The 22,191-nt window shown below is 41.5% G+C and carries 24 protein-coding genes, 1 pseudogene and 1 riboswitch; of the genes and pseudogenes, 16 read left to right on the forward strand and 9 right to left on the reverse strand.

The features are described from left to right. Positions 1-23 precede the first annotated feature (23 nt). From Q7A53_RS10295 to Q7A53_RS10310, 4 genes are all read left to right on the forward strand, one after another. On the forward strand, positions 24-713 hold the full coding sequence (locus tag Q7A53_RS10295; protein ID WP_411789078.1) for an ABC transporter permease subunit: 690 nt from the start codon (positions 24-26) through the stop codon (positions 711-713). After that, on the forward strand, positions 713-1,642 hold the full coding sequence (locus Q7A53_RS10300; protein WP_411789079.1) for an ABC transporter ATP-binding protein: 930 nt from the start codon (positions 713-715) through the stop codon (positions 1,640-1,642). Before Q7A53_RS10295 ends, Q7A53_RS10300 begins: the two co-directional genes overlap by 1 nt. Positions 1,643-1,722: 80 nt before the next feature. Then, positions 1,723-2,178 (forward strand): NUDIX hydrolase, encoded by a 456-nt coding sequence (locus tag Q7A53_RS10305; protein ID WP_411789080.1) that lies wholly within the window; start codon positions 1,723-1,725, stop codon positions 2,176-2,178. A 79-nt stretch (positions 2,179-2,257) separates the two neighbouring features. Then, entirely contained in the window at positions 2,258-2,935 is a 678-nt protein-coding gene (locus Q7A53_RS10310; RefSeq protein WP_411789081.1) for a hypothetical protein, read from the forward strand. A 51-nt stretch (positions 2,936-2,986) separates the two neighbouring features. Here Q7A53_RS10310 and Q7A53_RS10315 read toward each other — a convergent pair whose 3' ends face one another. After that, positions 2,987-5,083 carry a lamin tail domain-containing protein gene (locus Q7A53_RS10315; protein WP_411789082.1) on the reverse strand — a complete coding sequence of 699 codons (2,097 nt, stop codon included), beginning with the start codon at positions 5,081-5,083 and terminating at the stop codon, positions 2,987-2,989. 831 nt (positions 5,084-5,914) lie between these two features. Between Q7A53_RS10315 and Q7A53_RS10320 the strand changes: the two genes are divergently transcribed. The 3 genes from Q7A53_RS10320 (at position 5,915) to Q7A53_RS10330 (ending at position 7,273) form a co-directional block, all read left to right on the forward strand. Next, the gene (locus tag Q7A53_RS10320; RefSeq protein ID WP_411789083.1) at positions 5,915-6,388 is read left to right on the forward strand and encodes a GNAT family N-acetyltransferase; all 474 of its coding nucleotides are present in this window, start codon (positions 5,915-5,917) and stop codon (positions 6,386-6,388) included. Between the two features lie 179 nt (positions 6,389-6,567). Beyond that, a complete protein-coding gene (locus Q7A53_RS10325) occupies positions 6,568-7,050 on the forward strand; it encodes a DUF2975 domain-containing protein (protein ID WP_411789084.1) in 483 nt (160 codons plus the stop codon). A 10-nt stretch (positions 7,051-7,060) separates the two neighbouring features. Continuing rightward, positions 7,061-7,273 carry a helix-turn-helix domain-containing protein gene (locus Q7A53_RS10330; protein ID WP_411789085.1) on the forward strand — a complete coding sequence of 71 codons (213 nt, stop codon included), beginning with the start codon at positions 7,061-7,063 and terminating at the stop codon, positions 7,271-7,273. 186 nt (positions 7,274-7,459) lie between these two features. On the opposite strand, the gene Q7A53_RS10335 is transcribed toward Q7A53_RS10330, so the two are convergent. From Q7A53_RS10335 to Q7A53_RS10345, 3 genes and pseudogenes are all read right to left on the reverse strand, one after another. Continuing rightward, positions 7,460-7,966 carry a nuclear transport factor 2 family protein gene (locus Q7A53_RS10335; protein ID WP_411789086.1) on the reverse strand — a complete coding sequence of 169 codons (507 nt, stop codon included), beginning with the start codon at positions 7,964-7,966 and terminating at the stop codon, positions 7,460-7,462. A 28-nt stretch (positions 7,967-7,994) separates the two neighbouring features. Further along, complete coding sequence (locus tag Q7A53_RS10340; protein WP_411789087.1) at positions 7,995-8,387, reverse strand: MerR family transcriptional regulator; 393 nt, start codon at positions 8,385-8,387, stop codon at positions 7,995-7,997. 6 nt (positions 8,388-8,393) lie between these two features. Then, positions 8,394-8,552, reverse strand: a pseudogene (locus Q7A53_RS10345) (MerR family transcriptional regulator); the annotation flags it as partial. Between the two features lie 188 nt (positions 8,553-8,740). Between Q7A53_RS10345 and Q7A53_RS10350 the strand changes: the two are divergent. The 5 genes from Q7A53_RS10350 (at position 8,741) to Q7A53_RS10370 (ending at position 13,979) form a co-directional block, all read left to right on the forward strand. After that, complete coding sequence (locus Q7A53_RS10350) at positions 8,741-9,241, forward strand: hypothetical protein (RefSeq protein ID WP_411789088.1); 501 nt, start codon at positions 8,741-8,743, stop codon at positions 9,239-9,241. 80 nt (positions 9,242-9,321) lie between these two features. Continuing rightward, positions 9,322-9,430: riboswitch (SAM riboswitch) on the forward strand. Positions 9,431-9,737: 307 nt separating this feature from the next. Then, positions 9,738-11,297: a sodium:solute symporter family protein gene (locus Q7A53_RS10355; protein ID WP_411789089.1), complete on the forward strand. Its 1,560-nt coding sequence runs from the start codon at positions 9,738-9,740 to the stop codon at positions 11,295-11,297. 197 nt (positions 11,298-11,494) lie between these two features. Beyond that, the gene (locus Q7A53_RS10360; protein ID WP_411789090.1) at positions 11,495-11,845 is read left to right on the forward strand and encodes a VOC family protein; all 351 of its coding nucleotides are present in this window, start codon (positions 11,495-11,497) and stop codon (positions 11,843-11,845) included. A 351-nt stretch (positions 11,846-12,196) separates the two neighbouring features. Then, complete coding sequence (locus tag Q7A53_RS10365; RefSeq protein WP_411789091.1) at positions 12,197-12,745, forward strand: TetR/AcrR family transcriptional regulator; 549 nt, start codon at positions 12,197-12,199, stop codon at positions 12,743-12,745. A gap of 100 nt (positions 12,746-12,845) precedes the next feature. Then, positions 12,846-13,979, forward strand: coding sequence for an MFS transporter (locus Q7A53_RS10370; protein WP_411789092.1), 1,134 nt, complete (start codon positions 12,846-12,848; stop codon positions 13,977-13,979). A 173-nt stretch (positions 13,980-14,152) separates the two neighbouring features. Here the strand turns inward: Q7A53_RS10370 and Q7A53_RS10375 are convergent, their stop codons facing one another. Next, complete coding sequence (locus Q7A53_RS10375; protein ID WP_411789093.1) at positions 14,153-14,380, reverse strand: hypothetical protein; 228 nt, start codon at positions 14,378-14,380, stop codon at positions 14,153-14,155. Positions 14,381-14,563: 183 nt separating this feature from the next. Here Q7A53_RS10375 and Q7A53_RS10380 point away from each other — a divergent pair, with 183 nt between their 5' ends. Then, entirely contained in the window at positions 14,564-15,184 is a 621-nt protein-coding gene (locus tag Q7A53_RS10380; RefSeq protein WP_411789094.1) for an HAD family hydrolase, read from the forward strand. 155 nt (positions 15,185-15,339) lie between these two features. Here the strand turns inward: Q7A53_RS10380 and Q7A53_RS10385 are convergent, their stop codons facing one another. The 4 genes from Q7A53_RS10385 to Q7A53_RS10400 are packed head-to-tail and all read right to left on the reverse strand — an operon-like array spanning position 15,340 to position 19,289. Then, entirely contained in the window at positions 15,340-16,158 is an 819-nt protein-coding gene (locus tag Q7A53_RS10385; RefSeq protein WP_411789095.1) for an ABC transporter ATP-binding protein, read from the reverse strand. Then, positions 16,158-17,195 carry a FecCD family ABC transporter permease gene (locus Q7A53_RS10390; RefSeq protein WP_411789096.1) on the reverse strand — a complete coding sequence of 346 codons (1,038 nt, stop codon included), beginning with the start codon at positions 17,193-17,195 and terminating at the stop codon, positions 16,158-16,160. The genes Q7A53_RS10385 and Q7A53_RS10390 overlap by 1 nt, the downstream gene beginning before the upstream one ends. Next, a complete protein-coding gene (locus tag Q7A53_RS10395; RefSeq protein WP_411789097.1) occupies positions 17,192-18,232 on the reverse strand; it encodes a FecCD family ABC transporter permease in 1,041 nt (346 codons plus the stop codon). The genes Q7A53_RS10390 and Q7A53_RS10395 overlap by 4 nt, the downstream gene beginning before the upstream one ends. Beyond that, the gene (locus Q7A53_RS10400) at positions 18,225-19,289 is read right to left on the reverse strand and encodes an iron-siderophore ABC transporter substrate-binding protein (RefSeq protein ID WP_411789098.1); all 1,065 of its coding nucleotides are present in this window, start codon (positions 19,287-19,289) and stop codon (positions 18,225-18,227) included. Before Q7A53_RS10400 ends, Q7A53_RS10395 begins: the two co-directional genes overlap by 8 nt. Before the next feature lie 187 nt (positions 19,290-19,476). On the opposite strand from Q7A53_RS10400, the gene Q7A53_RS10405 reads away from it, so the two are divergent. The 3 genes from Q7A53_RS10405 to Q7A53_RS10415 all read left to right on the forward strand — a co-directional run bounded on the left by Q7A53_RS10405 (position 19,477) and on the right by Q7A53_RS10415 (position 22,113). After that, on the forward strand, positions 19,477-21,210 hold the full coding sequence (locus tag Q7A53_RS10405; protein ID WP_411789099.1) for an ABC transporter ATP-binding protein: 1,734 nt from the start codon (positions 19,477-19,479) through the stop codon (positions 21,208-21,210). A 226-nt stretch (positions 21,211-21,436) separates the two neighbouring features. Then, positions 21,437-21,778, forward strand: coding sequence for a PadR family transcriptional regulator (locus Q7A53_RS10410; RefSeq protein ID WP_411789100.1), 342 nt, complete (start codon positions 21,437-21,439; stop codon positions 21,776-21,778). Then, positions 21,775-22,113, forward strand: a complete 339-nt coding sequence (locus Q7A53_RS10415) for a DUF1048 domain-containing protein (protein WP_411789101.1) — start codon at positions 21,775-21,777, stop codon at positions 22,111-22,113. Before Q7A53_RS10410 ends, Q7A53_RS10415 begins: the two co-directional genes overlap by 4 nt. Positions 22,114-22,191 lie beyond the last annotated feature (78 nt).

Here is a 22,191-nt window from a genome sequence, read left to right on the forward strand (position 1 = left end):
CATAGTAAAAGGTGGTAGTAAGGATGTTTCCAATATGTTTAAGAGAGTTTAAGAGTTTATTTAAAAGCATACGTTCGATCATCATCATTATTGTACTTTTCAGTGTAACTATAGGGGCAGCCAAGCTTATTAGTAATTTTGAAACTCAATTGAGAGAACTCGGTTTAGGTAATGATACATATGCAGCGGCATTAATGATCCTTCTATTTATAGCTGGTCCTCTTTTCGTAACCAGTTTAGCTAACAGTGTCGTAAACAAGGAGGTTACATCTAGAACGATAAGATTTTTGGCTACTAAAACCTTAAGAAAAGATATAATTCTTGGGAAATTTTTGGGCCATCTTCTTTTCTGGTCTATTTGCTTAGTATCAGCTGTACTTCTAATGTTCCCTTTTTCGCACACTTTTTATTTTTCTGAGCTGGTCCAATTCATAGTGTTTGTTTCCTATTTCATAGGATTGACTGTTTTACTATCCACTACAATGAATAGTCCATCTTTGACTATGTTTTTAGGTATTACCATTTCCATAGCTTTACCTATACTAGGATTATGGAGTTTGGCCACAGAAAATATATTCGTTAAAGGGATCAGTTATATCACTCCCTACTTTTATTACTCTCAGGATCAAACCTATTTCTCTTACATTGTGGCGCTCTTCACTTGTCTTTTCTTGCTGCTCAGCTTATTGATTTTTAGAAAGAGGGATTTGTAATGGAAGCACTTAACACATATGGACTATCTAAAAAATTCGGCAAAAAAACTGTAGTTAACGGTATTGATCTGAAGGTTGATAAAGGGATTATATTTGGTTTCCTCGGTAAAAACGGTGCGGGTAAGTCCACTTTTATTAACATGCTTACGGGTCTACTAGAGCCGACAAGTGGTTCTTTTGAGATTCTGGGGCATAAGGGGAACGATTTAAAAGCAGTACAGCCAAAGATGGGTGTATTACCTGATTACTCTTCCTTTTATGACGATCTTACCGCATTGGATCACCTCAAGTATTTTAGTAAGGTACTGAAACTATCTTTAACTAAAAAGGATTTAATAGACACCTTGAAAAGAGTAGGGTTAGAAGACGCTATTCATGTAAAAACGAAGAACTTCTCCTTTGGAATGAAGAAAAAACTCGGAATTGCCCAAGCCATAATCAATAAACCGGAAATTTTGTTTTTAGATGAGCCTACATCTGGTGTGGATGCTAATTCTATCTTAAATATACATACCTTAATTAATGAGATAGCAGCCAAGGGGACTACAATTTTCTTAACCTCTCATAATTTAGATGAAGTTGAAAAATTGTGTGATGAAGTTGCGATAATGAATAATGGCATGGTCCAAACACAAGGAAATATGAAGCAGTTAAGAGCCTATTATAAAAAAGATATTACGCTATATATTAAACACAGTTCTGGTCTAGAGGAACTTCAAGAAAAAATGAAGAAGGACTTGAGTGTTTGGGTGAAAGATGTGAAGTTAGGAGATACCTTTTCTGAGATTTCTATTGAAGAGGAAAATTTCATACCAGAGATCAATAAAATTTTTGTGAACAATAATATAGATGTGTATAGACTGGAAGTGGATGAGCCATCTTTAGAAGAAATCTTTCTTAACTTGAATGAAAAGAAGCATAGTGCTTAATTCCTCTTATCGGCAAAATAGAGCAGTTTCACCCTTAAGAGTTAGCAATGTCAGATACCAGTCAAAGCGGGGGATCTTAAATGGAATACTATAAATATCTAAGACAATACGTGGGGCATAAGCCTATTATTTTACCTGGTTCTGTGGTTATTATGACAAATGAACAAAATGAAGTGTTATTACAAAAAAGACGCGAAGGACATTGGGGACTGCCGGGAGGTTTAATGGATTTAGCAGAAAGCTTTGAAGAAGTAGCGAAGAGAGAGGTTTATGAAGAAACAGGCTTAATCGTTGAGAATTTAAAATTACTTAATGTATTCTCTGGCGCTGGATATTACGTGAAAGTTCCAAATGGTGACGAATTATATTCTGCCACAGCTGTTTATTATACGAACGATGTACATGGAGATTTGGTGATTGATTATAACGAATCAGAAAAAATGCAGTATTTTTCACTAAATCATCTGCCAAATGAATTATCTGATGAGCATAGAGGGTTTATTGAACAATACATAGATTTTAAAGACTTTAGTTAAAGTGAGGCAGCGGAGTGGTTAATAGAGACCTGCTCTTATGGCAAAGGTGTAGGGAAAAGTTAATAAATGAGGGATAGAATTGAGTAAAAAAAGAGTGATGATTTCGGTGATTATTGGTTTAATTGCCGCTATAAGTATGATTTACATAGGTAAGAATAGAGTTAAGCAAGTGCCCCTATATAATCATGAAGATTTTAATACGATCAACAGCAGCCAGAGTTGGGGGGAATTTAGAGAAAAACTTAAAATTTCAAAGCAATATTCAAAGATTGAATACTTCAAATTAATAATCGATAAAAATCAAGAAATCCATTCTTTAAATCTTGAAGTAGTTGATAAGGTGGATGGAAAGTATAAAATTTATCATTATCAAAATTGCTTTTCCTGTGAACGGGAGGAGGAAAATCAAGTTTATATTAACAAGACCACATTAGATACTTGGTCACAGTACGAAGATTTGGTAACAGCAAAGGAATTTTTCTCGAAACTGGACGAATTAAAAAAAGAAAAGTTCTTCGGTAATCACGAAAATGAATTTATTTTATTAAAATCTAGTGGCAGGAATGAAGCGATGGGTCTACCTGGAGAATATTTTGTTTTAAATAATAAAAATATCAGAAAGATTGATAGAAAAGAGGATACCAGTTATCAAGGGATTAATTTGATGGTATTTAAAAATAATACCCTTCCTAGATTTAATTCTGACAAAAAAACTGATACTGTATTTATTTCAAACTTTACAAAAGAGAAACGTTAAAATAAACGGATAGCGAGCTTGAACACGCCCGCTATCCGTCTATTTTATTTATTATCGAATGGAGAAATCATCAATATTAATCCGTTCACCGCTCGTTCCAGAAACCATAATACGGAACCGAACAGAAGAACTTTCGTTAACAGCAATGGTTTCTTTTGTAAGCGAGCTGCTGCTCGTTGCGTAGCTTGTTACATCGGTCCATGTAGAACCTTGATTGGTTGATTTTTGTAACTTCCAAGTCGCCCCGCTATCTGAGCTGAAGTTGGCATGAGATAGAACGACTTCATTAGCGGATGGAACGTCGAAATTCATGGCAATTGATCCTGTTGATTTTATTCGCGCGGACTGAGTGTCGTACTTCTTGTCATTCGATAGGTTCCCTAGCAACGCATTGGTGTAAGTCCATGTGCCAGAAGACGTTGTGACGTTTCCCGTGGTGTAACTGCCTTTGGTTCCTTGCTCGAAATCTTCGGTTAGAGTTACTGAAGATACGGAACCGTTATGACTTCCCAAATAAGAGAATGTGTCCCTGGCATAAGACGTCCACTGACTGTTTTGATAGGTTGAAGAGCCGGATGATACGTCGGAATTACGGACGAGAGTAACATCTTGTCCAAAGGTTGTGCCGCTTGTACCGACTTGGTCGATGGTCGAACCGTTGTGAAGTAAAGTAACAGAATCATCGCCGTTAAAAGCAATTTTTGAGTCTGCTGTATCTGTTTCATTAAGGATAGAGGAATCAGCATTTGGATTAGCGGCTACAAACACATCCCCACTGGCTAATGTGCCAGATAAATCTATTGTTCCCGTATTGGACACCTCAAGCGAATAAGCGGAAAGGTCGATCGCAGATGAAGTTCCGTTAAAGATTTCTACGGCTTTGTTGTAGCCGCTACCTTCGATATATTCAGAAACGAAAACTTTTTCTTCCGAGGTGCCGCCTTCACCAGAAGATCCGTCCATATACCCATAGGAGCCTGGTGCGAAGGTAGAAGGATCATACCATTTGTAGCCTGGATCTGGATTCGACCATGGTTCTGATTCTGGTTCTGTAGAAGATTGTGGATCTTCCATCGCCAGCGTGTTGGTCGGTTGATCAAGTTGAAGGCCGCTCACTTGTGTAAGGTCTGTGTAGTTTTCCTGCACGGAAAGCCAATCGATCAAATTGACAAGTAAGGTGGAGTCATCTTGTTCAGTAAAACCGTCGTAGGTCGTTTTCGATCCACCCGTTTCTTCCCGTTTATATTTTGGAGTGGAGTCTTCGACGGGAGAGGAATCTCCGATAAAGGCAGCTTTTCCGGCACCTACTTTAGAGACAGCGACAAAAGGTCCCTCTTCACGGCCGCCGCCATTGTAAACGCCTTGGTCTACGGCGTGCGACCAGCTCGCTGATGTCTGCGGGAGGTAGACGATCCCCTTTGTTTGCTCGGGATCCGTCACGGCAAGGGTGGAGCCTGCGTGCATGGCTACCGAGGAAACCCCAGACGTAATGCCAAAAGCTTGATCTGGAGTAACTATATCATCGGCAGTTATATCGCCGATTGCATTGTAACGGAAGCGAACACCGAAATGATTCGACAGCCAATCCGTGCTTGCCACGTTGTTCATTGCTTCAGAAGAGGCTTCTTCACTGCCCATTCCTTTCGTTGGGTTTCCCCAGGCTCCTCTACGGTAACCGTTGAAAACTTCCGATGCGTCGAAGCGATTCTTGTTGCGGTCCGCATTGTAATGATCGGCGATGAAGAAAAGGCTGCCGCCGTTTTGTACGTACTGCAGCAATGCGTCTTGCTCCGATGCTTTGTAAGGAATATTTGCTTCCCCAATCACCACCACATCGTATGTACTTAAGTCACTGAGGGTAAGGGGAGAGTCCTTTCTTAATTCTTTTACATAATCGCCTTCATCGGCAAGGGCATTTCCGAAATCAGAAAAAGCGCCGTCAATAACCCAGTCGGCAGCTCCGGCGGTTTGGCCGTGAGTATTATCGAACAGAATTTTTTTGCCGCTATTGGTTCCGACAGGGGAAAGGGAAGGAGCGGGATCGCTTGGTCCTTCAGCATGCACCTCACTTAACGGTGCAAGGAAAATAGCAAAGAGGCTTAAAAAGACGAGACTTACATGTGAACAGAACTTCTTCTTGTGATCCATTTCTGTAACCATCTCCTAACTGTAATAGGTTCTTCTAAATGGTAACAACCTATTATTAATGCAGAGTAAATGAGAGAAGAATTTATACCGGTTAGAGAAAATCGGTTCGATTGCACTGAATCCTTTGGATGGTTATTTTTCCAGAAAAGACCATAAGGGATTTTAGGAACAAAATCATTTATTATCCGAGATTAAAATTATTGCAACAATTACTTAAACCAGTACGTTCATGCAATTCCTAACCCTTTTGCAAGCAGCTAAAGAAGGACTTTAACAATTATCCCCTCATCGCGACGCCTCTATCGCTCCGGTCTGCCTTTCTATCCCCTCAAAAAAGATTTCTATCTATCCCAAAAGGAAAACTATCCTTTCTTCCGAAGATTCTATCTGACTTTCGGCTTTTTATCGCTCCATCCCAACCCCTCTATCGTACATACAGACGAGCTGTATCCATCCCAAACCAGCTACTATCGCATCTATCCACCCATATCAACCCGTCAAAAACACTTAGCTATGCCTTTTTAGTATGAATAAAGATTGAGTTTTTTGAATGGGTTTGAAATAATTGGAATTATATAATACGGGGCTGCAAATAGAACTTGAGAAATTAAGGGGAGTAGGAGCACTATGGGTATAATGAATATACTAATTGGAGTCGGTTTGGTCTTCTTTATATTATTCACACTAGCTGTATCTTCAGCTTTTCGAAAATAAGACAAGTCACTATACATAGAATAAAAATGCCATAACGAATGGATTACCGGCATGAATATCAACGTTCAGAAGCTGAAGGGAAAGATAGAATCTTGAGTAATAGTGGAGGGAAGTCATATGAAGAAAGATGAAAACGTTGAGATAATCAAAGCAGGTCTGGAACAGCTGGATTTAGTAACCGAGCTTTTTGACAAATATCGGATCTTTTACGAACAACCATCTAACCTTTCAGAAGGAAAAAAGTTTATCCGTGAAAGAATGGAACAAGGGCAATCGGTGATTTTTTTAGCCATTGAAAAACAAGAAAGTACTGACATTCCATTAGGATTTGTCCAGCTTTACCCAACTTTCTCATCAGTAAATCTCGCTAAAAGATGGATACTAAATGACCTGTATGTGGATCAACTTGCGAGACGCAGAGGAGTAGCTAAGGGCTTAATGCAGAAAGCAAAGGAATACGCCGTAGATACAGGGGCAATAGAATTATCACTCGAAACAGCGGCTGATAATACAAATGCACAACATTTATATGAATGGCTGGGTTATGAAAAAGACGAGAAACATTTTTACTACCATTTATCACTCGATTGATCGAATCGTTTCTGAAATCACATCCTGAGGTTAAGAGCTTTTCATTATCATGAGAAAGGCTCTTTATTTTTGTTTAAAATCCATCGGTAAACCCACACTAATAAACGATATTATTTTATTGTAAAACGATAAATATTGTGGTAAAGTCAATACTGACATTAAACAAGTGAGGTGCACTTATGAAACGTGGGACAACACTTTTTTTGAAAATAGCTGTTATTCTTATTGGAATCCCTATTCTTGCTGTATGCCTATTTTTAGTACCGAAGATTGGGAGTTTTGCAGGAGAATTGTATCCAGATATGGCTTATTTGAAATGGCTTGTTCTCATCGATATGTACGCAGCGGCCATTCCATTTTATTTTGCACTGTATCAGGCTTTCAAACTCCTAAGCTACATTGATCACAACCAGGCGTTTTCGCAAGTATCGGTAAGAGCTTTAAAGAATATTAATATCTGTGCCCTCACGATCAGCGCTTTGTACTTGATAGGGATGCCCCTGTACTATCTCATGCAGCAGAAAGTAGACCCACCGGGGATCACAGTAATCGCATTCATTATTATATTCTCTTCCATCGTAATTGCCGTATTTGCTTCGGTTCTTCAAAGGCTTCTGCAAGATGCAATTCAAACTAAAGAAGAAAATGATCTGACTGTCTGAGGTGAAGGAAATGGCCATTATTATTCATATTGATGTGATGTTAGCCAAACGGAAAATGAGCGTAACAGAGCTCTCGGAGCGGGTTGGAATTACGATGGCGAATCTTTCCATATTGAAAAATGGAAAAGCAAAGGCCGTACGTTTTTCAACATTAGAAGCGATCTGTAAGGCATTGGATTGTCAGCCGGGTGATATTTTGGAGTATAAAAGCGACGAAGATTAAAAGGACTTAGATAAGTTTTAGTGCTGCCAAATCATAGAGGCTCATTTATTTAAGACTACTATGATTTGGCAGTCAGTCTTTACATATTTATTCAGGGTCATATTCTTTCTTTACCAACGGCCAAACGGTGATTTGTTTTCTAACATGGATGTTAAATTTTGAATTTGCCGATATTCATTCTAATGATTACTTCACCCCGGTCTTAGCTACAGCGGACATACCCGAACCTGTTCTCCAAGTGATGCGTGATTTCAATTCACTGAACCGCCATCCTTCTGCGGTACGTACAGCTGTGGCATCGAATACACCTCCGGCAACGAAGTGTGTTTGCAATGATAGTGGATCGCTTTCTTCAGGAGACCATAGGTGCATCGCAAGCATATTGGCACGTAGTCGCGCAGTGTCCTCTTCAAGCTCGATAATATGATCAGAAGTAACGTGCTGCGTAGCTCGGAAGCGGTTGAAACTCTTCGTTTTTTCAGCTTTAATGGCTGCGGGTCCTGTGACTGTTGAACCGTTTGGATTTATGATTCGTCCCTCTTGCGTAAAAATAGTCTCTAATGCCGTAGTATTCATAGACTTGTCGTCGACCATACTGCAAAAACGGCTTAGCAGTTCACTGATTTCCGCACGATCAGTGAGTTTAGATAATTTTGTGGTGAGATATCCATTTTGACCTTGCGTTTCATTCATCTGAATTCTCCTTTATGGTTCGATTCAGCTACTTATCATTCTGTTTTAAGATCATTTTCTTTAAAGCTTGTACTTGTGATTCTTTAATGAGTGGGAGCTGCTTTTTTAGTTTTGATTTTTGGTCCTCCGTAAGCCTGTTTTGAAAGGTTTTTAACTTTTCAACTTTCTCTGGTGGTAAATAATTATTTTCATCCATTCGGATCAACTCCAAAGTTTTTAGTAATTGGTCTGCACTGATATCTTTATGAAAGGACATCAGGGTTTGGACTTTCTCCAGTTCATCCCGCAGTTTTTCCTTTACTTTTATCTGCTCGTTTATGATTTCAAGCTGGGTTTGAATGACAAGGGTTGGATTATAATCCGGATTGTCAATAAAGTTATGGATGTCCTCTAATGAAAGTCCTAGTTGTTTCAGAGACATGATCTGCTGAAGTCTGGATAGATTCGATTCTGTGTAAAGCCTATGTCCTGCCTCGGTAAATTCTGAGGGTACTAATAATCCAATTTGATGGTAGTGGTGAAGCGTTCTGACTGTAACCCCACACTGGCTGGCGAGCTCACCGATTTTCCAACTGGTTTTTGGAATCCTTTCACCTCTTTAGGTTATTTATTTGTCTACAAGCTGATTATATCTCCTGACGTTACGTCAGTTACAACCGCTATTTAGTATTAATTCTGGTTTTGCCATAATGGAATGAAAAAAATTCTAATAACTGGAGCGGTGGAAGTATAAAAGGAGTCGAAACAGAAGAAGTAAAGCGCGAGGTGATTTCTATGAGATTGCATAGATACGGTCTTCTATTCGTTACACTTATTATCGTTTGCGTATTAGGTGGATGCGACACAGACAATAATGATGATGAAGTAGAAAGCACGAATTTGGCTGATGTAAAAGTGCAGGGCATTCAGCTGGGCTCATCCCGTGACGAACTCATCCATGCATTTGGTAAACCAGATTTTGTGGAGAAGATAAAGCAGCCCAAGTCCACTTACTACATATATGGGGAGACCAGTGAATCCTATGATATTGACTTTAAAGTAGTGGATGATCAAGTGAAGCGGTATTTTATGACAAAAGATATATTTGAAAATACATACAGTCATTTAATTGGTCAAAAGAAAGCCGATGTGCTGCGTCAGGTAGGGGACCACTATTATGAACGTCAAGACACGGGAGCTGACGTAATGGGGTATTCTGATAAAGAACATAACCGGAATATAGAGTTCATTTTTGAGGGGAATGTGGTGTTAGGAATACTTGTGTCTTCCATTTGACCCTCAATAAAAATTATGGATTGACGAAACTGTCGGATATGATAGAATAAAATCTAATTAACATTTGAATATTCTAAATTTTCTTATCTAGAGAGGTAGAGGGACTGACCCTATGAAACCTCGGCAACCGGCTGATCTATGCACGGTGCCAATTTCAGAGGAAGGCGAAAGCTATTCCGGAGATGAGAGAGCAAGCAGCTGCTATAAGACCGTTTTCTACAGCCCTTCTCTCATGATGAGTGAAGGGCTTTTTATTTTATCAAAGGAGGGTTAGCAAACAGGAGAAATAAATGTAAAGAACAGAAGTACTAAAAGTTAATGGAAGAAGGGGGATTACAATGCTCTTAGCGATGATGGTTTGGGTAGGGACCATGGTTTTTTCCTTCCTGTTAGGCACATTTCTCTGTTACAAGGTGGAACGATCAGGTGTTAAACGGTGGGGAGCTACCGGACGTCTATTTAAGTATAAATAAGAGCTGGGAAGGAAGTTTATGAAATGATATGGTATGTGGTTGTATTTAGTTTTTATGTACTTTTTCTCATTTGGGCAAATATTAAAAGCCTTAAAAAAGCAGAATCGATTGACGATTATACGACGGGTGGACATCGCATGGGGCTGCTGCTTGGAATCGGTACCACAGCGGCGACATGGGTGAGTGTAGCTTCTGTCATCGGCGTCCCCGGTTATTTGTATAGTTCAGGGGTATCAGCTGTGATCGGCTGGGTGGCAGGCTGGTGTTTTGGCGGTGCTTTAATTCCGATTGTCGCTTACAAAATAAGGAGACCGGAAAAGCCTGCCCGGACGTTCCCTGAATTTATCCGACATAGGTTTGAACCCTTTCAGAACAAGAGTACCTTGCAAGCGATTGTCGGCATTTTAATGTTTATTGGTTATTTGCTTCTTGTAAATATTCAGGTGACGGGCTTTGGCATTGTTTTTTCTAGTATCACTGGGATTGATTATAAGATCGCAATCTTCGGCTTTTTATTTTTTATATTAATTACAAGTGTTGGCGGATTTTGGTCTGTGGCTGCGACAGATACGTTAAACACGGTTTTGATTACCATCGGAGTCTTGCTTGCGAGCGGTGTGGTATGGTCGTTAACGGGAGGCATCGGCAGCATACTAGATACGCTTTCGACAACGACTGCGCCGACCAATGTAGGGGGACCGGAGCTTGAAAAGGGAATTTTACTCTCTCCGTTTGGGACCTTTGGTATCGGTGCACTGCTTTCTATTTTTATTTCGAATTCTTTAGGAACCCCTTCATCTCCACACTGGGTCACACGGATGCTGGCCCCTCAAAATGTGAAGGTTGCGATATTGCAGGTGATGGGAACGATTCTGGTATTAATTTTCATTATGACTCCATTGATCGTTATCGGATTAGGGGCCAAGGTTCTCGTGCCCAGCATCCCTGTAGTAAAAACGACCGATTATATTATTCCTTTAGTTATCCAAGAATACACTCCGCCTATTATCGGAGGCATCACGCTTGTCGCTATTTGTGCGGCCGCTATCTCCACTGCGAATTCAATGTTGCTGCACTGCGCGACTTCTCTGTATTATGACGTGTACTTAAATATAGCTCCGAAGAGAATCAGTGAGAGGAAGTTCAAGAACTGGCTTCGCCTAAGTATATTTGCCATTGCATCGGCAGCGGTTCTGTTAGCCATTAAACCCCCATGGTTTTTGGCGATGGGCTTTGTCTATGTGTACGGTGGATTTGGTGCCGCGTTTTTTCTTGTCGTTTTCTTAGGGCTGTACTGGAAGAGAATGAACAGAGCAGGGGCTTATACGGGGATCATCCTCGGTTCTGTCGTTTATGTCGCAGCGAAGGCCATGGGATATGGCATGCCATTTGTTATTGCTGTTACGGTTTCACTGATAGGGGTATTACTTGCCGTTTCCTTTACGAAACGAGCCCCTCTTGAGGCGTATGAACCTTATTTTGAACCGGAAGTCAGCGAGTCAACGCAACGAGTGCTGAATAAGATGAGAACCACGACTCACGAGGATCCAGAAGATCATCATGATCAATCTAATATTGGTTAAATGGGCTCGATATCCGGAGGAACTGCTGAATGAGGCAGTTCCTCCGGTGCATTTATCGGGGGATACACCTTTGATGAAAAGCGGTGAGGATCATAAATTGAACGTTTTCCAAAAAAGAACGAAACGATAAAGGGAATCAGTATTCAAAACTCGAATGAAGGGAAGAACAACTATATTAAGATAGGCAGGGGATACGTATGAAAGTAAATGGTCTTGGCGGAGTCTTTTGGCGCACTAAAAATCTAGAGAATAGTAAAAAATGGTATAGGGAAGTGCTGAAAATTGATATCGAAAATTGGAATGGTGCCATGATTACATCAAAACCCGACCATAACATTATTTTCTCTCTCTTCTCTGAAGAGGACGATTATTTTCCAACAGATCAACAAGTGATGTTAAACTTTCAAGTTGAAAATTTGGAGGACAGTATCGATCATCTAGAAAAAAAGGGCGTGCCCCTTGTGATGGAAAAGACGGTTAGTGAATATGGAAAATTTATTTGGATTGAAGATCCGGACGGAAGAAGAATAGAGCTTTGGGAGAAGTAAGATCTAGTTTTGGTAGCTGTCATTTCACGACCAGGCTGGCCGGAACCACATGTCCGATTTCAAGGGTCACGAAGCGAACTTTAACCACGTGGAAGATCTCTTGAATTCATTCCTCGATTACCAGCGAAAATGATTTTTTTTAGAAACAGCATAGAACCGGGCGCAATTCTAGAGTAATAGAATGCGCCTTTTTCTGTTACAAGGGATTTTATAGGCTCGTGTGGAAAGGATTAGAGAATATATAAGAGGAGTCCCAAAGTATATATCGGGTTGAACGGTACAGAGGTTTGAGTTTAAAAAGCTTCTGTGTTACTTTTATTATAATGATCGTTCTATATAAGGGGTGTTCACATGAAAAAATCGAATAAAAAAGAAGATATTATGAATACAGCAGAAGCGCTATTTTACCAGCACGGGTTTCATGCGGTTGGGATTAAGCGGATCCTTGAACAAGCAGAAGTGGCTACCATGACGATGTACTACCATTTCAAATCAAAGGAAGAGCTGATTGAAGCCATCCTGCTTCAAAGAGAGCAACAATATTTCTTGCTGCTGGATAGTAATCTTAACAAGGATACTGGAATTAAAGCCTATGTAGATTCTATCATGGAAGCGCACCTTAAATGGGTAGAAGAAGAGGGGAATAATGGGTGCATGTTCTTAAGAGCCAAGCAAGAGTATGCAGATACAAACGAACGGATTTCAGCTTTAAGTAAAGAACACAAGCAAAAGCTTATTCACAAAATCGAGAAGGATCTGATGGAGTTCACGGATAAGGAAGCTCTTAGTGTGCAAATTTCCATTATATTAGAGGGCATTACCTCGATGGCCCAAATCCTTGACATTGAACAGGTGAGGTCCGGTGCCCATAACTTAGCTGAAAACATTAAGATTTCGTAATGAAAGTATAATGAGGAATGCAGGAAATAATAATTACTTATTTCCTTTATTTTTTACACTTTATTATAATGATCGTTCTATATAAAAAAGGAGATGCAATATGAATTCCAATAAACTAATTATCGTCGGTTTACCAATGATTGCGGTCACATATGGCTTATCCCGATTTAGTTACGGGTTAATGCTCCCTTATATAAGTGAATCCATACACATGAATTCCTCTACTTCAGGTTTGATCTCGTCCTTGTCTTATCTTGCTTACTGTATAGCAATCGTATTAGCTATGGTATTTTCCAGGCGATTTACCCCTAAATTTATTTTAATGACTGCGGGATTTTCTTCCATTTTGGGATTGGGATTGATCGCTGTTTCATCTAATCCGTTACTATTGGGGGTAGGAATTTTCACAGCTGGCCTGAGTACAGGATTTTCTTCACCGCCGTATGCAGCTATTGTGAATGAAACGATTGAGAAGAATCGGCAGAACCAGACGAATTCATGGATCAACTCTGGAACAAGTATTGGAACCGCAGTGACGGGGCTGGTGGCAATCATGCTGGGCGATCAGTGGAGAGTAAGTTACCTGATTTATATGGGAATTGCGATTCTAGTCTTACTTGTTAATTACAAATTCCTTCCCGTACACCATTCAGGGGAAAAGCAGGCGATCATTCGTTTTCGAAAAGAGAATTGGCGGAACTCCTTGCCGCTGATCATAGCTTCGATCTTATTAGGGATTTCTAGTTCCGCTTATTGGACCTTCTCTCGAGATTTTATTTTGAATTTAGAAAGCGCTCCTGACTATCTTGGCGAATGGTTTTGGGTGATTATCGGGGCAGCAGGATTATTGGGTGGGACGGTAGGGGCCGTCATCAATAAGGTCGGGATAAGTCGTGCGTACCGGATTTCTGTGGTGCTGCTCTCTACATCATCCCTGACTTTAGTGCTTGTTTCAGGAAACAAAATGACTGCATTTCTTTCACCCACCCTTTTTGGAAGCTCTTATATTTTCATAACGGGGGTATTAATCGTTTGGGGAATTTCCGTATTCAAGAGTAACCCTTCTCTAGGGCTGGGAGTTCCGTTCGTTCTTCTGGCATTTGGACAAGTGATCGGATCAACGCTTGCCGGAATGATTGCGGATATTGCAGGATATCCTTTGTTGTTTATTGTCTACTCCCTTATTAGTGTTTTCACCATCATTTTAAAGCCTAAAAGCGTGCAGGCACGTTGATGGATGGTGACATATGTTAATCATTGTTATCCTTGCAAAAGCATAGGCGTTTTTTGAATGTAGTTTTAAATGGACGAAGTTGGTTGCTTAAAGAAGAGAAATATTAAATACTTTGTATAGTGAAAGGTATTCAAAAAAACTGTCCCTAAAAGGAACAGTTTTTTTGAATAAGGCTATTTGGTTGCTTTAAATAAAGCTTTACCTTGGTTGTAGACAAACCTTTCCCATCGCGCTAACAAGCCGGTTCCATTTTCGCCAGCTTCAATTTTAGAGGCGTGATTTTCATGAAACTCTGCAACCTTTTTATTATGCTGACTATGCCAATTGTTTGTTTTTTTATGGATTTTAGCCATTTTCTTATTGTGTTTATTATGCCAATCTGTAACATTAAGATTTGTCATCGATTTCCCTTCCTTCAATTTTATTTTTTATGTTAGTTTCATTATATACTACAAAGTTTAAAAAAAGAATGTCTGTACAACTTTCAGGTGCGCTAGGGTATTCACTGATTTAATTTTTTTTAGAATTAGTAAGTTCATATATTTTCCCTATAACTAACCCTGATAGATGAGGTGGAATGACAAATGGATAGCATAATATTTGATTTAGATGGCACGCTTTGGGATCCGATTGATACTCTTTTAAAGGCTTGGAATAGCCGTATTAAAGAAAACGAACTCATAAAGGCGGAACTAACTCGAACAGATCTAGAAGGAACAATGGGGCTGCAAATGGACGATATGAGTAAAAAATTATTTCCTTACCTAAATGAAGAAGTACGATTACAAGTCATAAAGGATTGCTTTCAAACCGAAGAGGAATTCCTGCTGAAGCAAGGGGGAAACCTTTATCCTCATGTCGAAGGAGTACTGCAATCGCTCTCTAAGTATTACAAGCTCTATATCGTCAGTAATTGTCAGGATGGCTATATAGAAACGTTTTATGAGTTTCATCAGTTGGAAAAGTACTTCTTAGATTTTGAAAATCCAGGGAGAACCGGGCTTTCAAAAGGAGAGAACATTGATTTAATCATGAAACGAAACCATTTATCTAATCCGGTTTACGTCGGGGATACGGAAGGCGACTTCAATGCAGCAAGGTTTGCTGGCATACCCTTTATTTATGCGCGTTATGGATTCGGACAAGTCAGTGATTATGACGATGCCATAGAAAAGTTTGATGAGCTGATCGATTTATTTTGTTAAGTCACCGGAACCGCTTGTCCAAATGGTTGTAGCATTCAACTTAACCTCATCAAAAAAAGGCGCAATCCCCACAATTGGATTGCGCCTTACAATTGTTTAATTCCCATTGAAGAGACTAGTCAAGAGCCCTTTGATTGGCCCTTAACTCTCCTATGTTATTTAAGCACGACCTCATGTTTGTGGTGATGACGCCCAATCGGTACAACGGAAGGGGAACCTGAAACAGGATCTTCAATCACTGTACTATGAAGACCAAAGATATCTTGAATCAAATCTTTGTTAATGACCTTAGACGGTTTACCTTCTGCTGCCAGCTTCCCTTCACGAATGGCGAAAATGTGGTCCGCATAACGAGCGGATAAGTTAATATCATGAAGGACCATCACAATGGTAGTTCCGTATTTCTGGTTAAGGTCGGTAAGAAGGTCAAGGATCTCAATTTGATAGGTGATATCTAGAAAGGTAGTTGGTTCGTCTAATAATAAGATATCGGTTTGCTGGGCGAGGGCCATAGCAACCCACACCCGCTGCCTTTGTCCTCCAGAAAGTTCATCAATAGGATGATTGGCAAGCTCAGTAATATTCATGATTTCCATGGCTTCGGCCACAGCTTCATAATCCTTATTGGTCCACCCGCTCAGTATAGATTGGTGGGGAAATCTTCCGCGTCCAACCAAGTCACTGACAGTAATGCCTTCAGGTATAATAGGGGACTGAGGGAGAAGCCCAACCACGCGTGCCAATTTTTTAGCTGGGAGGTTGTGGAGGGGTTTCCCATCAAGATATACATCGCCGGACTGTGGTTTGATTAGTCTGGACAGTGTTTTAAGAAGCGTTGATTTTCCGCTGCCATTCGCTCCTATAATGACGCTTATTTGGTTAGGGGGAATGGTAAGGCTGACGGCGTCGATCACAGTCTTTTGATCATAGCCGGCAACGATTTGTTTGGCTTGGAATTGATGCATCGGTTTCATTACAAATCTCCTTTTTGATTCATTCGGATGAGTAAGTAAATGAGGTAGGGAGCTCCAATCATACCCGTGATAATTCCTACTGGATACCGGACTTCAAAAGCGAACTGACCCATCAAGTCTGCCCCCAGTACTAAATTAACCCCTACAAGCCCTGCGGGAATGGCGTTGGAAAAGCCGACTCCAACCAGTCTCTTAGCAATTGGACCTGCCAGAAAAGCTACGAAAGCAATCGGCCCTGTAACGGCTGTAGCGAGCGCAATCATACATACGGAACTCAAAATCAGCGCCATGCGAGCTTGATCTGTATGGACTCCAAGGGTGGTGGCGGTCTGTTCGCCAAGCTCCAATATGCTTAGGTGCTTTCCGAATAGGACGACGATCGGTGCACAAATGAGGACAGCCATGATTAATGGTGTTACATCCTCTACGCGAATTCCATTCAAACTTCCACTCAGCCATCTGAGAGCGGCAGGAATGTCCTGTTCTCCTCCTACCAATAGAAGGTAAGAGATCACAGCGTTCAGCATCGCTTGAATGCCGATTCCTACAAGGATTAATCGTCCAATTGAAAAGGAGCTTCGTTTTGTTCTTGAAAAAATGTACAACAGTAGGACAGTAATGAGACCTCCGGCAACGGAAGCAATAGAAACAATCGTGTTGCTAGCCTGTAGAATAATGATGCAAAATACGGCGGCCGCACTTGAACCGGTAGTGATGCCTATGACGTTCGGGTTGGCAAGTGGATTTCTGAGCATCGTTTGAAAGGTATTACCCGCTATACCGAAGGCAAATCCAGCGAAAAGTCCGGAAAGCATTCGTGGCAGCCGGATGGTTTGAATGGCAAAAGTGGCCCCCTGGATCTGTTCTCCTAATAGTACACGGATCACATCAAATACGGGGTAAATGGTATGGCCCAGTAAGAGCATGGCCCCGCACAAAAGAATAGCTAAAAGTACGAGGGAGCCGGTAATCATCAGCCACCGTTGCTGCCGTTGCCGTTTTCCTGCTGCAATCCATTCCATTGTCTGAGTCTTCATAAGGATCGCACTTTCGTTTTCATAGCTAGTAGGATTAATATCGGAGCGCCGATAAAAGCCGTGATCAGCCCAGCCTCAATCTCTCCTGGACGACCGAGAATTCTTCCGCAGATGTCTGAGATTGTTAAGATGATAGCTCCTGCAAAGGCAGAACCAGGAATCACATAGCGAAGGTTTGGCCCAAGAACAAGACGGGTGACGTGAGTAGCAAGGAGACCTATGAATCCAATGGGACCAGCTAAAGCAGTTGCCGCTCCACATAATACGACCGCTGCTACGGCTGCAAGGAGTCTTAAAGTGCCTGTACGTACACCTAGTCCAGTCGCTAGTTCATCTCCTAAGGCCATGGCATTGAGAGCGGGTGCAGCGAGGGAAGCAGCCAGAATTCCTATGATCAAGAAAGGAAGAAAGGTTTGCAACGTGCCCCAGTCTGCCTTGCCGACACTTCCAACCTGCCAGAATCGAAATTGATCCATAACATAGGAGCGCGGAATCATGATAGCAATCACAAGTGAAGAAAGGGCTGCACTTATAGCAGCACCGGCTAGAATCAGTTTCAGTGGCGTTGCACCTCCGCCTCCCATCGAGCCGATACCAAAGACAAATAGGGAAGTAAGTAAGGCTCCGGTTAATGCAAGCCAAATATATTGGTTCGCAGTACTGATTTGAAAAAAAGCTATACCGCTGACCACGAACAGAGCAGCCCCCATGTTGACACCCAGGATACTCGGGTCAGCAAGTGGGTTGCGAGTGACCGCTTGCATCAGGGATCCTGCCACCCCGAGTGCTGCGCCACAGCATAAACTGAAAAGGGTACGGGGAATCCGGTCCTGTACAACGGTTCCTCCGTAAGATTCCACATTTTCAAAAGTTAATCCTTGAAGGACTTCATGGAATCCCAACGGTCTTGAGCCAAAGGCTAAAGAGGCAGCCGTGGTAAGGATAAGTGTGATCAGGCAGCTGAGCAGTACAGGTACCTTATACTTAAGTGAAAAAGCTTCCGGCTTCCTTTGCCTCGTACGAATGATATTACTCATCCACCTGTTCAGCCGCTTCACTAATTAATTTTAAGTACTTATCTATCGTATAGGAGATGGCCAGAGGATTTGGATTTAAGGAAGCAGCTAAAGGTGTACCATTTTCAATGAAGACTACGGAACCTCTCTTGATGGCGGGGATTTCACCCAGCAATGGGTCTTCTTTCATCTTCTTATACAATGGTTCATTTCCATAACTCACAATAATATCCGCATCATTTAAGATATCCGCATTTTCTGCACTGACCGTCAGTGCGAAACCATCAGATTCGCTCATTTCCTTGGTTAAACTTTCCGGATACTTCATCCCGAGTTCTTCCAAAAATGCCCCGCGAGGATCATCCGGCGTATAGATATAGATTTTGGACAAGTCATCTGCGGATGTCGTGGCAAAAGCTACTTTCTTCCCTTCTATCTCTGGATATTTACTTACTTTCTCTTTTATTAAGGCTTCCGTTTCTTCGACGAGTTTCTTCCCCTCTTCTACCATCCCCATCCCTTTGGCGTTAAGGGTTACTTGCTCACGCCACGTTGTTTCCCATGGAGCCTCCTTGTAGGCAACGACAGGAGCAATCTGACTGAGGGTGTCATAGTCTTCCTGTGTAATCCCTGAGTATGCAGCTAGAATCACATCCGGATTTGAGTCAGCGATCGCCTCAAAGTCAAGTCCGTCCGTATCCTGGTAAATGTTCGGATCCTCAACCCCGAGTTCGTCCAGCTTTTCCTTCGTCCAAGGTAATAGTCCGCTGTCATCTTGGACTCCGTAGTTTGCAGCAGAGAAGCCGACAGGTACGACTCCTAAGGCGAGAGAGACATCCTGGTTTCCCCATTGAACGGTTGCTACTCTTTCAGGTTTACTTTCAATCACAGTTTCTCCAAAGGCATGTTCTATGGTAATAGGGTATTGAGCGTCCGACTCTGACTCCTCATGATTTGAACTTTCCTCCGTATCGGTTTCCTCAGAATTGGATGTTTCAGCTGAACAGCCGATCATAAACAAGAAGAACATGGAGATCAGCAGGAAGGGTAAGTACGAATTCTTTTTATAAAAAGACATGAATATCCACCTTTATGAAGTATTTTAAGAGTAATAAAAGCTAAGCCTCCTTAATTGATAATGATTATCATTATTAATATAGCATCATTTGTGATATTGTCAATCTATGAAATGAGATTTTCGTGGTAAGCTAGATGAGTAAATAAAGGTTCGAGAAAGATAAAAAGATAGCAAAGGAATGGGGAAAATGGTGAAGCGTTTCTTTTCATATTACAAGCCTTACAAATGGTTGTTTGTGCTGGATTTTGCATGTGCCGTCTTTATCGGCTTATTAGAACTGGCCTTTCCGCTGGCCGTCAATCAAGTAATCGACCGGCTGCTGCCTGAGAAGGATTGGTCCATTATTATGCTGGCATGTTTGGGGTTGTTCCTTATCTACCTCTTAAATACAGGCCTTCATTATGTCGTGACGTATTGGGGTCATACGTTAGGAATCAGTATTGAGACTGATATGAGACAGAAGCTCTTTACTCATATGCAGAAGCTTTCTTTTTCTTATTACGACGGCAACAAAACAGGTCATAGTATTTCACGGTTAACAAAGGATTTGGAGGAAATCGGCGAAGTGGCTCACCATGGTCCTGAAGATGTGTTTGTAGCCCTCATGACGCTCATCGGATCGTTCGTTCTGATGTTAACGATTAATTGGAAGCTGGCTATTCTGTCCTTTGTCGTTATCCCGCTCCTCCTCATCCTGGCGATTTACTTTAACAAAAAAATGACCGTGACCTTCCGGAAAATGTTTCATCGTATTGCAGAAATCAATACACGAGTGGGGGATAGCATCGGGGGCATTCGCGTCGTACAGGCCTTTGCGAATGAGAAGTATGAACAGGAAAAGTTTCGGGAGGAGAACAATCATTACAAAAGGACGAAGCTGCAATCCTATAGAATCATGGCACAGAATGTTACAGCCAACTACATGACGATGCGGTTAGTGACTTTGACCACACTCATGTTTGGTACGTATTTTGTCATTCAAAATCAGCTTACCTATGGGGAGTTTGTCGCCTTTATCCTCTTGGCTAATATTCTTGTCGGTCCCATTCAGAAGATCAATGCTGTCATTGAAAGCTATCCGAAGGGAATTGCCGGATTTAAGCGGTATACGGAGATTATTGATACAGCACCGGATATTGAAGATGCTCACCATGCCATTCATAAGGATGTTAAAGGTGCCATTCAATATCGTAATGTAACGTTTGGTTATGATGAATGGAGTCCTGTGTTACAGGACGTGAGTTTAGGCATTCGCCCTGGCGAGACGGTGGCCTTTGTGGGGCCGTCGGGAGCAGGAAAAACGACCCTCTGCAGTCTCCTTCCTCGTTTCTATGAGATTCAGCATGGACAAATCTCTATGGATGGTACAAACATTAAAGATATGAAACTGGAATCCTTACGCAGTCAGATTGGCATCGTTCAACAGGATGTTTTCTTATTTTCCGGAACCATTCGTGAAAATATCGAGTATGGAAAGCTGGGCGCATCAGACGAAGAGATTCTACAAGCGGCTAAGCGAGCACGACTAGATGACTTTATTGCCGACCAACCGCACGGGTTAGATACGATTATTGGAGAACGAGGAACCAGGCTTTCTGGTGGTCAGAAACAGCGCCTTGCCATCGCGAGGATCTTTCTAAAGAACCCTCCTGTTCTCATTTTGGACGAAGCAACGTCTGCCCTGGACACGCAGACGGAACAAGCGATCCAAAAGTCATTGGATGAATTGACGGAAGGGCGCACTACCCTGGTTATTGCCCATCGATTAGCCACGATTAAAAATGCGGATCGAATTATGGTGGTGACTAAAAATGGGATAGCGGAAGAAGGGTCTCATGAGCAGCTTCTCAAACAAGGAGGTCTCTACAGCAAGCTTCATCAATCTCAGTTTGGTCACCAGGAACTCGTGCTCGGAAATTAACTAACGGATGTTATCAAAGTAAGCCCGCCAAAATTAGAATTGGCGGGCTTTTCTTAAGAACTGAGGTGCCAAAGTAAAAGAAGGTTTATTTTTACAAAAAGTATTGACAATCCAGCTAATACGTAATACTATATACTAGTAATAAGTAATACTTATTATCGGTAACACTAACTACCTGTGATACACACTACTGAACGAATACATCAAGCAACAAATGGAGGTTAACATGAGCAACTTTAGAGAAATGATGAAAGGGGTGCTCGAGGGGTGTGTTCTTGAGATCATCAGCCGCGGCGAAACCTATGGCTATGAAATCACTCAACAGCTGCGTGACCTTGGCTTCACGGATGTGGTGGAGGGCACGGTTTATACCATTACCATGCGGCTAGAGAAAAACAATCTCGTGGATATTGAGAAGAAGCCATCCACTATGGGACCTCCGAGGAAATTTTATACACTCAACGCAGCAGGTCAAGAGCATCTTGAAGTTTTTTGGCAGAAATGGGAGTTCGTTTCTAGCACGATTAATGGACTGAAAAAACGAAAAGGAAAAGGGGAAGGACAATGAATATTTTCGAGAAAATGATCGGCAGTCTGGATGACAAGCGAGAATGGAGAGCAATGGAGGCACGTGCCAAGGCTCTTCCAAGCGAATATCATCACGCATACAAATCGATCCAAAAGTATATGTGGACAACGGGCGGTCCTACAAATTGGAAAGACATGAGCCGTATCTTTAACGGCATTCTTGACCTCTTTGAGGAAGGGGCAGCGGAAGGGAAGAAAGTTAAGGATCTCACTGGTGAAGATGTGGCTACTTTCTGCGACGATCTATTGCAGGACGAGAAAACCTGGAAAGATAAGTACCGCATGAAGTTGAACAATTCGATTAGTCGTGACTAGGAGTAGAATACCGTAGACCGGTTTTAGACAAAGACATGTAATAGACCACACCCGACTGAATAGCTGGTTCTATTCAGT

This window comes from Halobacillus rhizosphaerae, from assembly GCF_046719735.1.
Lineage (GTDB): Bacteria > Bacillota > Bacilli > Bacillales > Halobacillaceae > Halobacillus_B > Halobacillus_B rhizosphaerae.

Excerpts from the sequence above, each read along its gene's own strand:
- Q7A53_RS10415 (WP_411789101.1), top strand. The coding sequence starts at position 21,775 with ATGAATATTTTCGAGAAAATGATCGGCAGTCTGGATGACAAGCGAGAA.
- Q7A53_RS10375 (WP_411789093.1), bottom strand. The coding sequence starts at position 14,380 with ATGACAAATCTTAATGTTACAGATTGGCATAATAAACACAATAAGAAA.
- Q7A53_RS10340 (WP_411789087.1), bottom strand. The coding sequence starts at position 8,387 with ATGTCTCTGAAACAACTAGGACTTTCATTAGAGGACATCCATAACTTT.
- Q7A53_RS10325 (WP_411789084.1), top strand. The coding sequence starts at position 6,568 with ATGAAACGTGGGACAACACTTTTTTTGAAAATAGCTGTTATTCTTATT.
- Q7A53_RS10335 (WP_411789086.1), bottom strand. The coding sequence starts at position 7,966 with ATGAATGAAACGCAAGGTCAAAATGGATATCTCACCACAAAATTATCT.
- Q7A53_RS10385 (WP_411789095.1), bottom strand. The coding sequence starts at position 16,158 with ATGAAACCGATGCATCAATTCCAAGCCAAACAAATCGTTGCCGGCTAT.
- Q7A53_RS10410 (WP_411789100.1), top strand. The coding sequence starts at position 21,437 with ATGAGCAACTTTAGAGAAATGATGAAAGGGGTGCTCGAGGGGTGTGTT.
- Q7A53_RS10355 (WP_411789089.1), top strand. The coding sequence starts at position 9,738 with ATGATATGGTATGTGGTTGTATTTAGTTTTTATGTACTTTTTCTCATT.
- Q7A53_RS10365 (WP_411789091.1), top strand. The coding sequence starts at position 12,197 with ATGAAAAAATCGAATAAAAAAGAAGATATTATGAATACAGCAGAAGCG.
- Q7A53_RS10330 (WP_411789085.1), top strand. The coding sequence starts at position 7,061 with ATGGCCATTATTATTCATATTGATGTGATGTTAGCCAAACGGAAAATG.
- Q7A53_RS10315 (WP_411789082.1), bottom strand. The coding sequence starts at position 5,083 with ATGGATCACAAGAAGAAGTTCTGTTCACATGTAAGTCTCGTCTTTTTA.
- Q7A53_RS10360 (WP_411789090.1), top strand. The coding sequence starts at position 11,495 with ATGAAAGTAAATGGTCTTGGCGGAGTCTTTTGGCGCACTAAAAATCTA.
- Q7A53_RS10400 (WP_411789098.1), bottom strand. The coding sequence starts at position 19,289 with ATGTCTTTTTATAAAAAGAATTCGTACTTACCCTTCCTGCTGATCTCC.
- Q7A53_RS10370 (WP_411789092.1), top strand. The coding sequence starts at position 12,846 with ATGAATTCCAATAAACTAATTATCGTCGGTTTACCAATGATTGCGGTC.
- Q7A53_RS10350 (WP_411789088.1), top strand. The coding sequence starts at position 8,741 with ATGAGATTGCATAGATACGGTCTTCTATTCGTTACACTTATTATCGTT.
- Q7A53_RS10300 (WP_411789079.1), top strand. The coding sequence starts at position 713 with ATGGAAGCACTTAACACATATGGACTATCTAAAAAATTCGGCAAAAAA.
- Q7A53_RS10395 (WP_411789097.1), bottom strand. The coding sequence starts at position 18,232 with ATGAGTAATATCATTCGTACGAGGCAAAGGAAGCCGGAAGCTTTTTCA.
- Q7A53_RS10305 (WP_411789080.1), top strand. The coding sequence starts at position 1,723 with ATGGAATACTATAAATATCTAAGACAATACGTGGGGCATAAGCCTATT.
- Q7A53_RS10295 (WP_411789078.1), top strand. The coding sequence starts at position 24 with ATGTTTCCAATATGTTTAAGAGAGTTTAAGAGTTTATTTAAAAGCATA.
- Q7A53_RS10320 (WP_411789083.1), top strand. The coding sequence starts at position 5,915 with ATGAAGAAAGATGAAAACGTTGAGATAATCAAAGCAGGTCTGGAACAG.
- Q7A53_RS10390 (WP_411789096.1), bottom strand. The coding sequence starts at position 17,195 with ATGAAGACTCAGACAATGGAATGGATTGCAGCAGGAAAACGGCAACGG.
- Q7A53_RS10380 (WP_411789094.1), top strand. The coding sequence starts at position 14,564 with ATGGATAGCATAATATTTGATTTAGATGGCACGCTTTGGGATCCGATT.
- Q7A53_RS10405 (WP_411789099.1), top strand. The coding sequence starts at position 19,477 with ATGGTGAAGCGTTTCTTTTCATATTACAAGCCTTACAAATGGTTGTTT.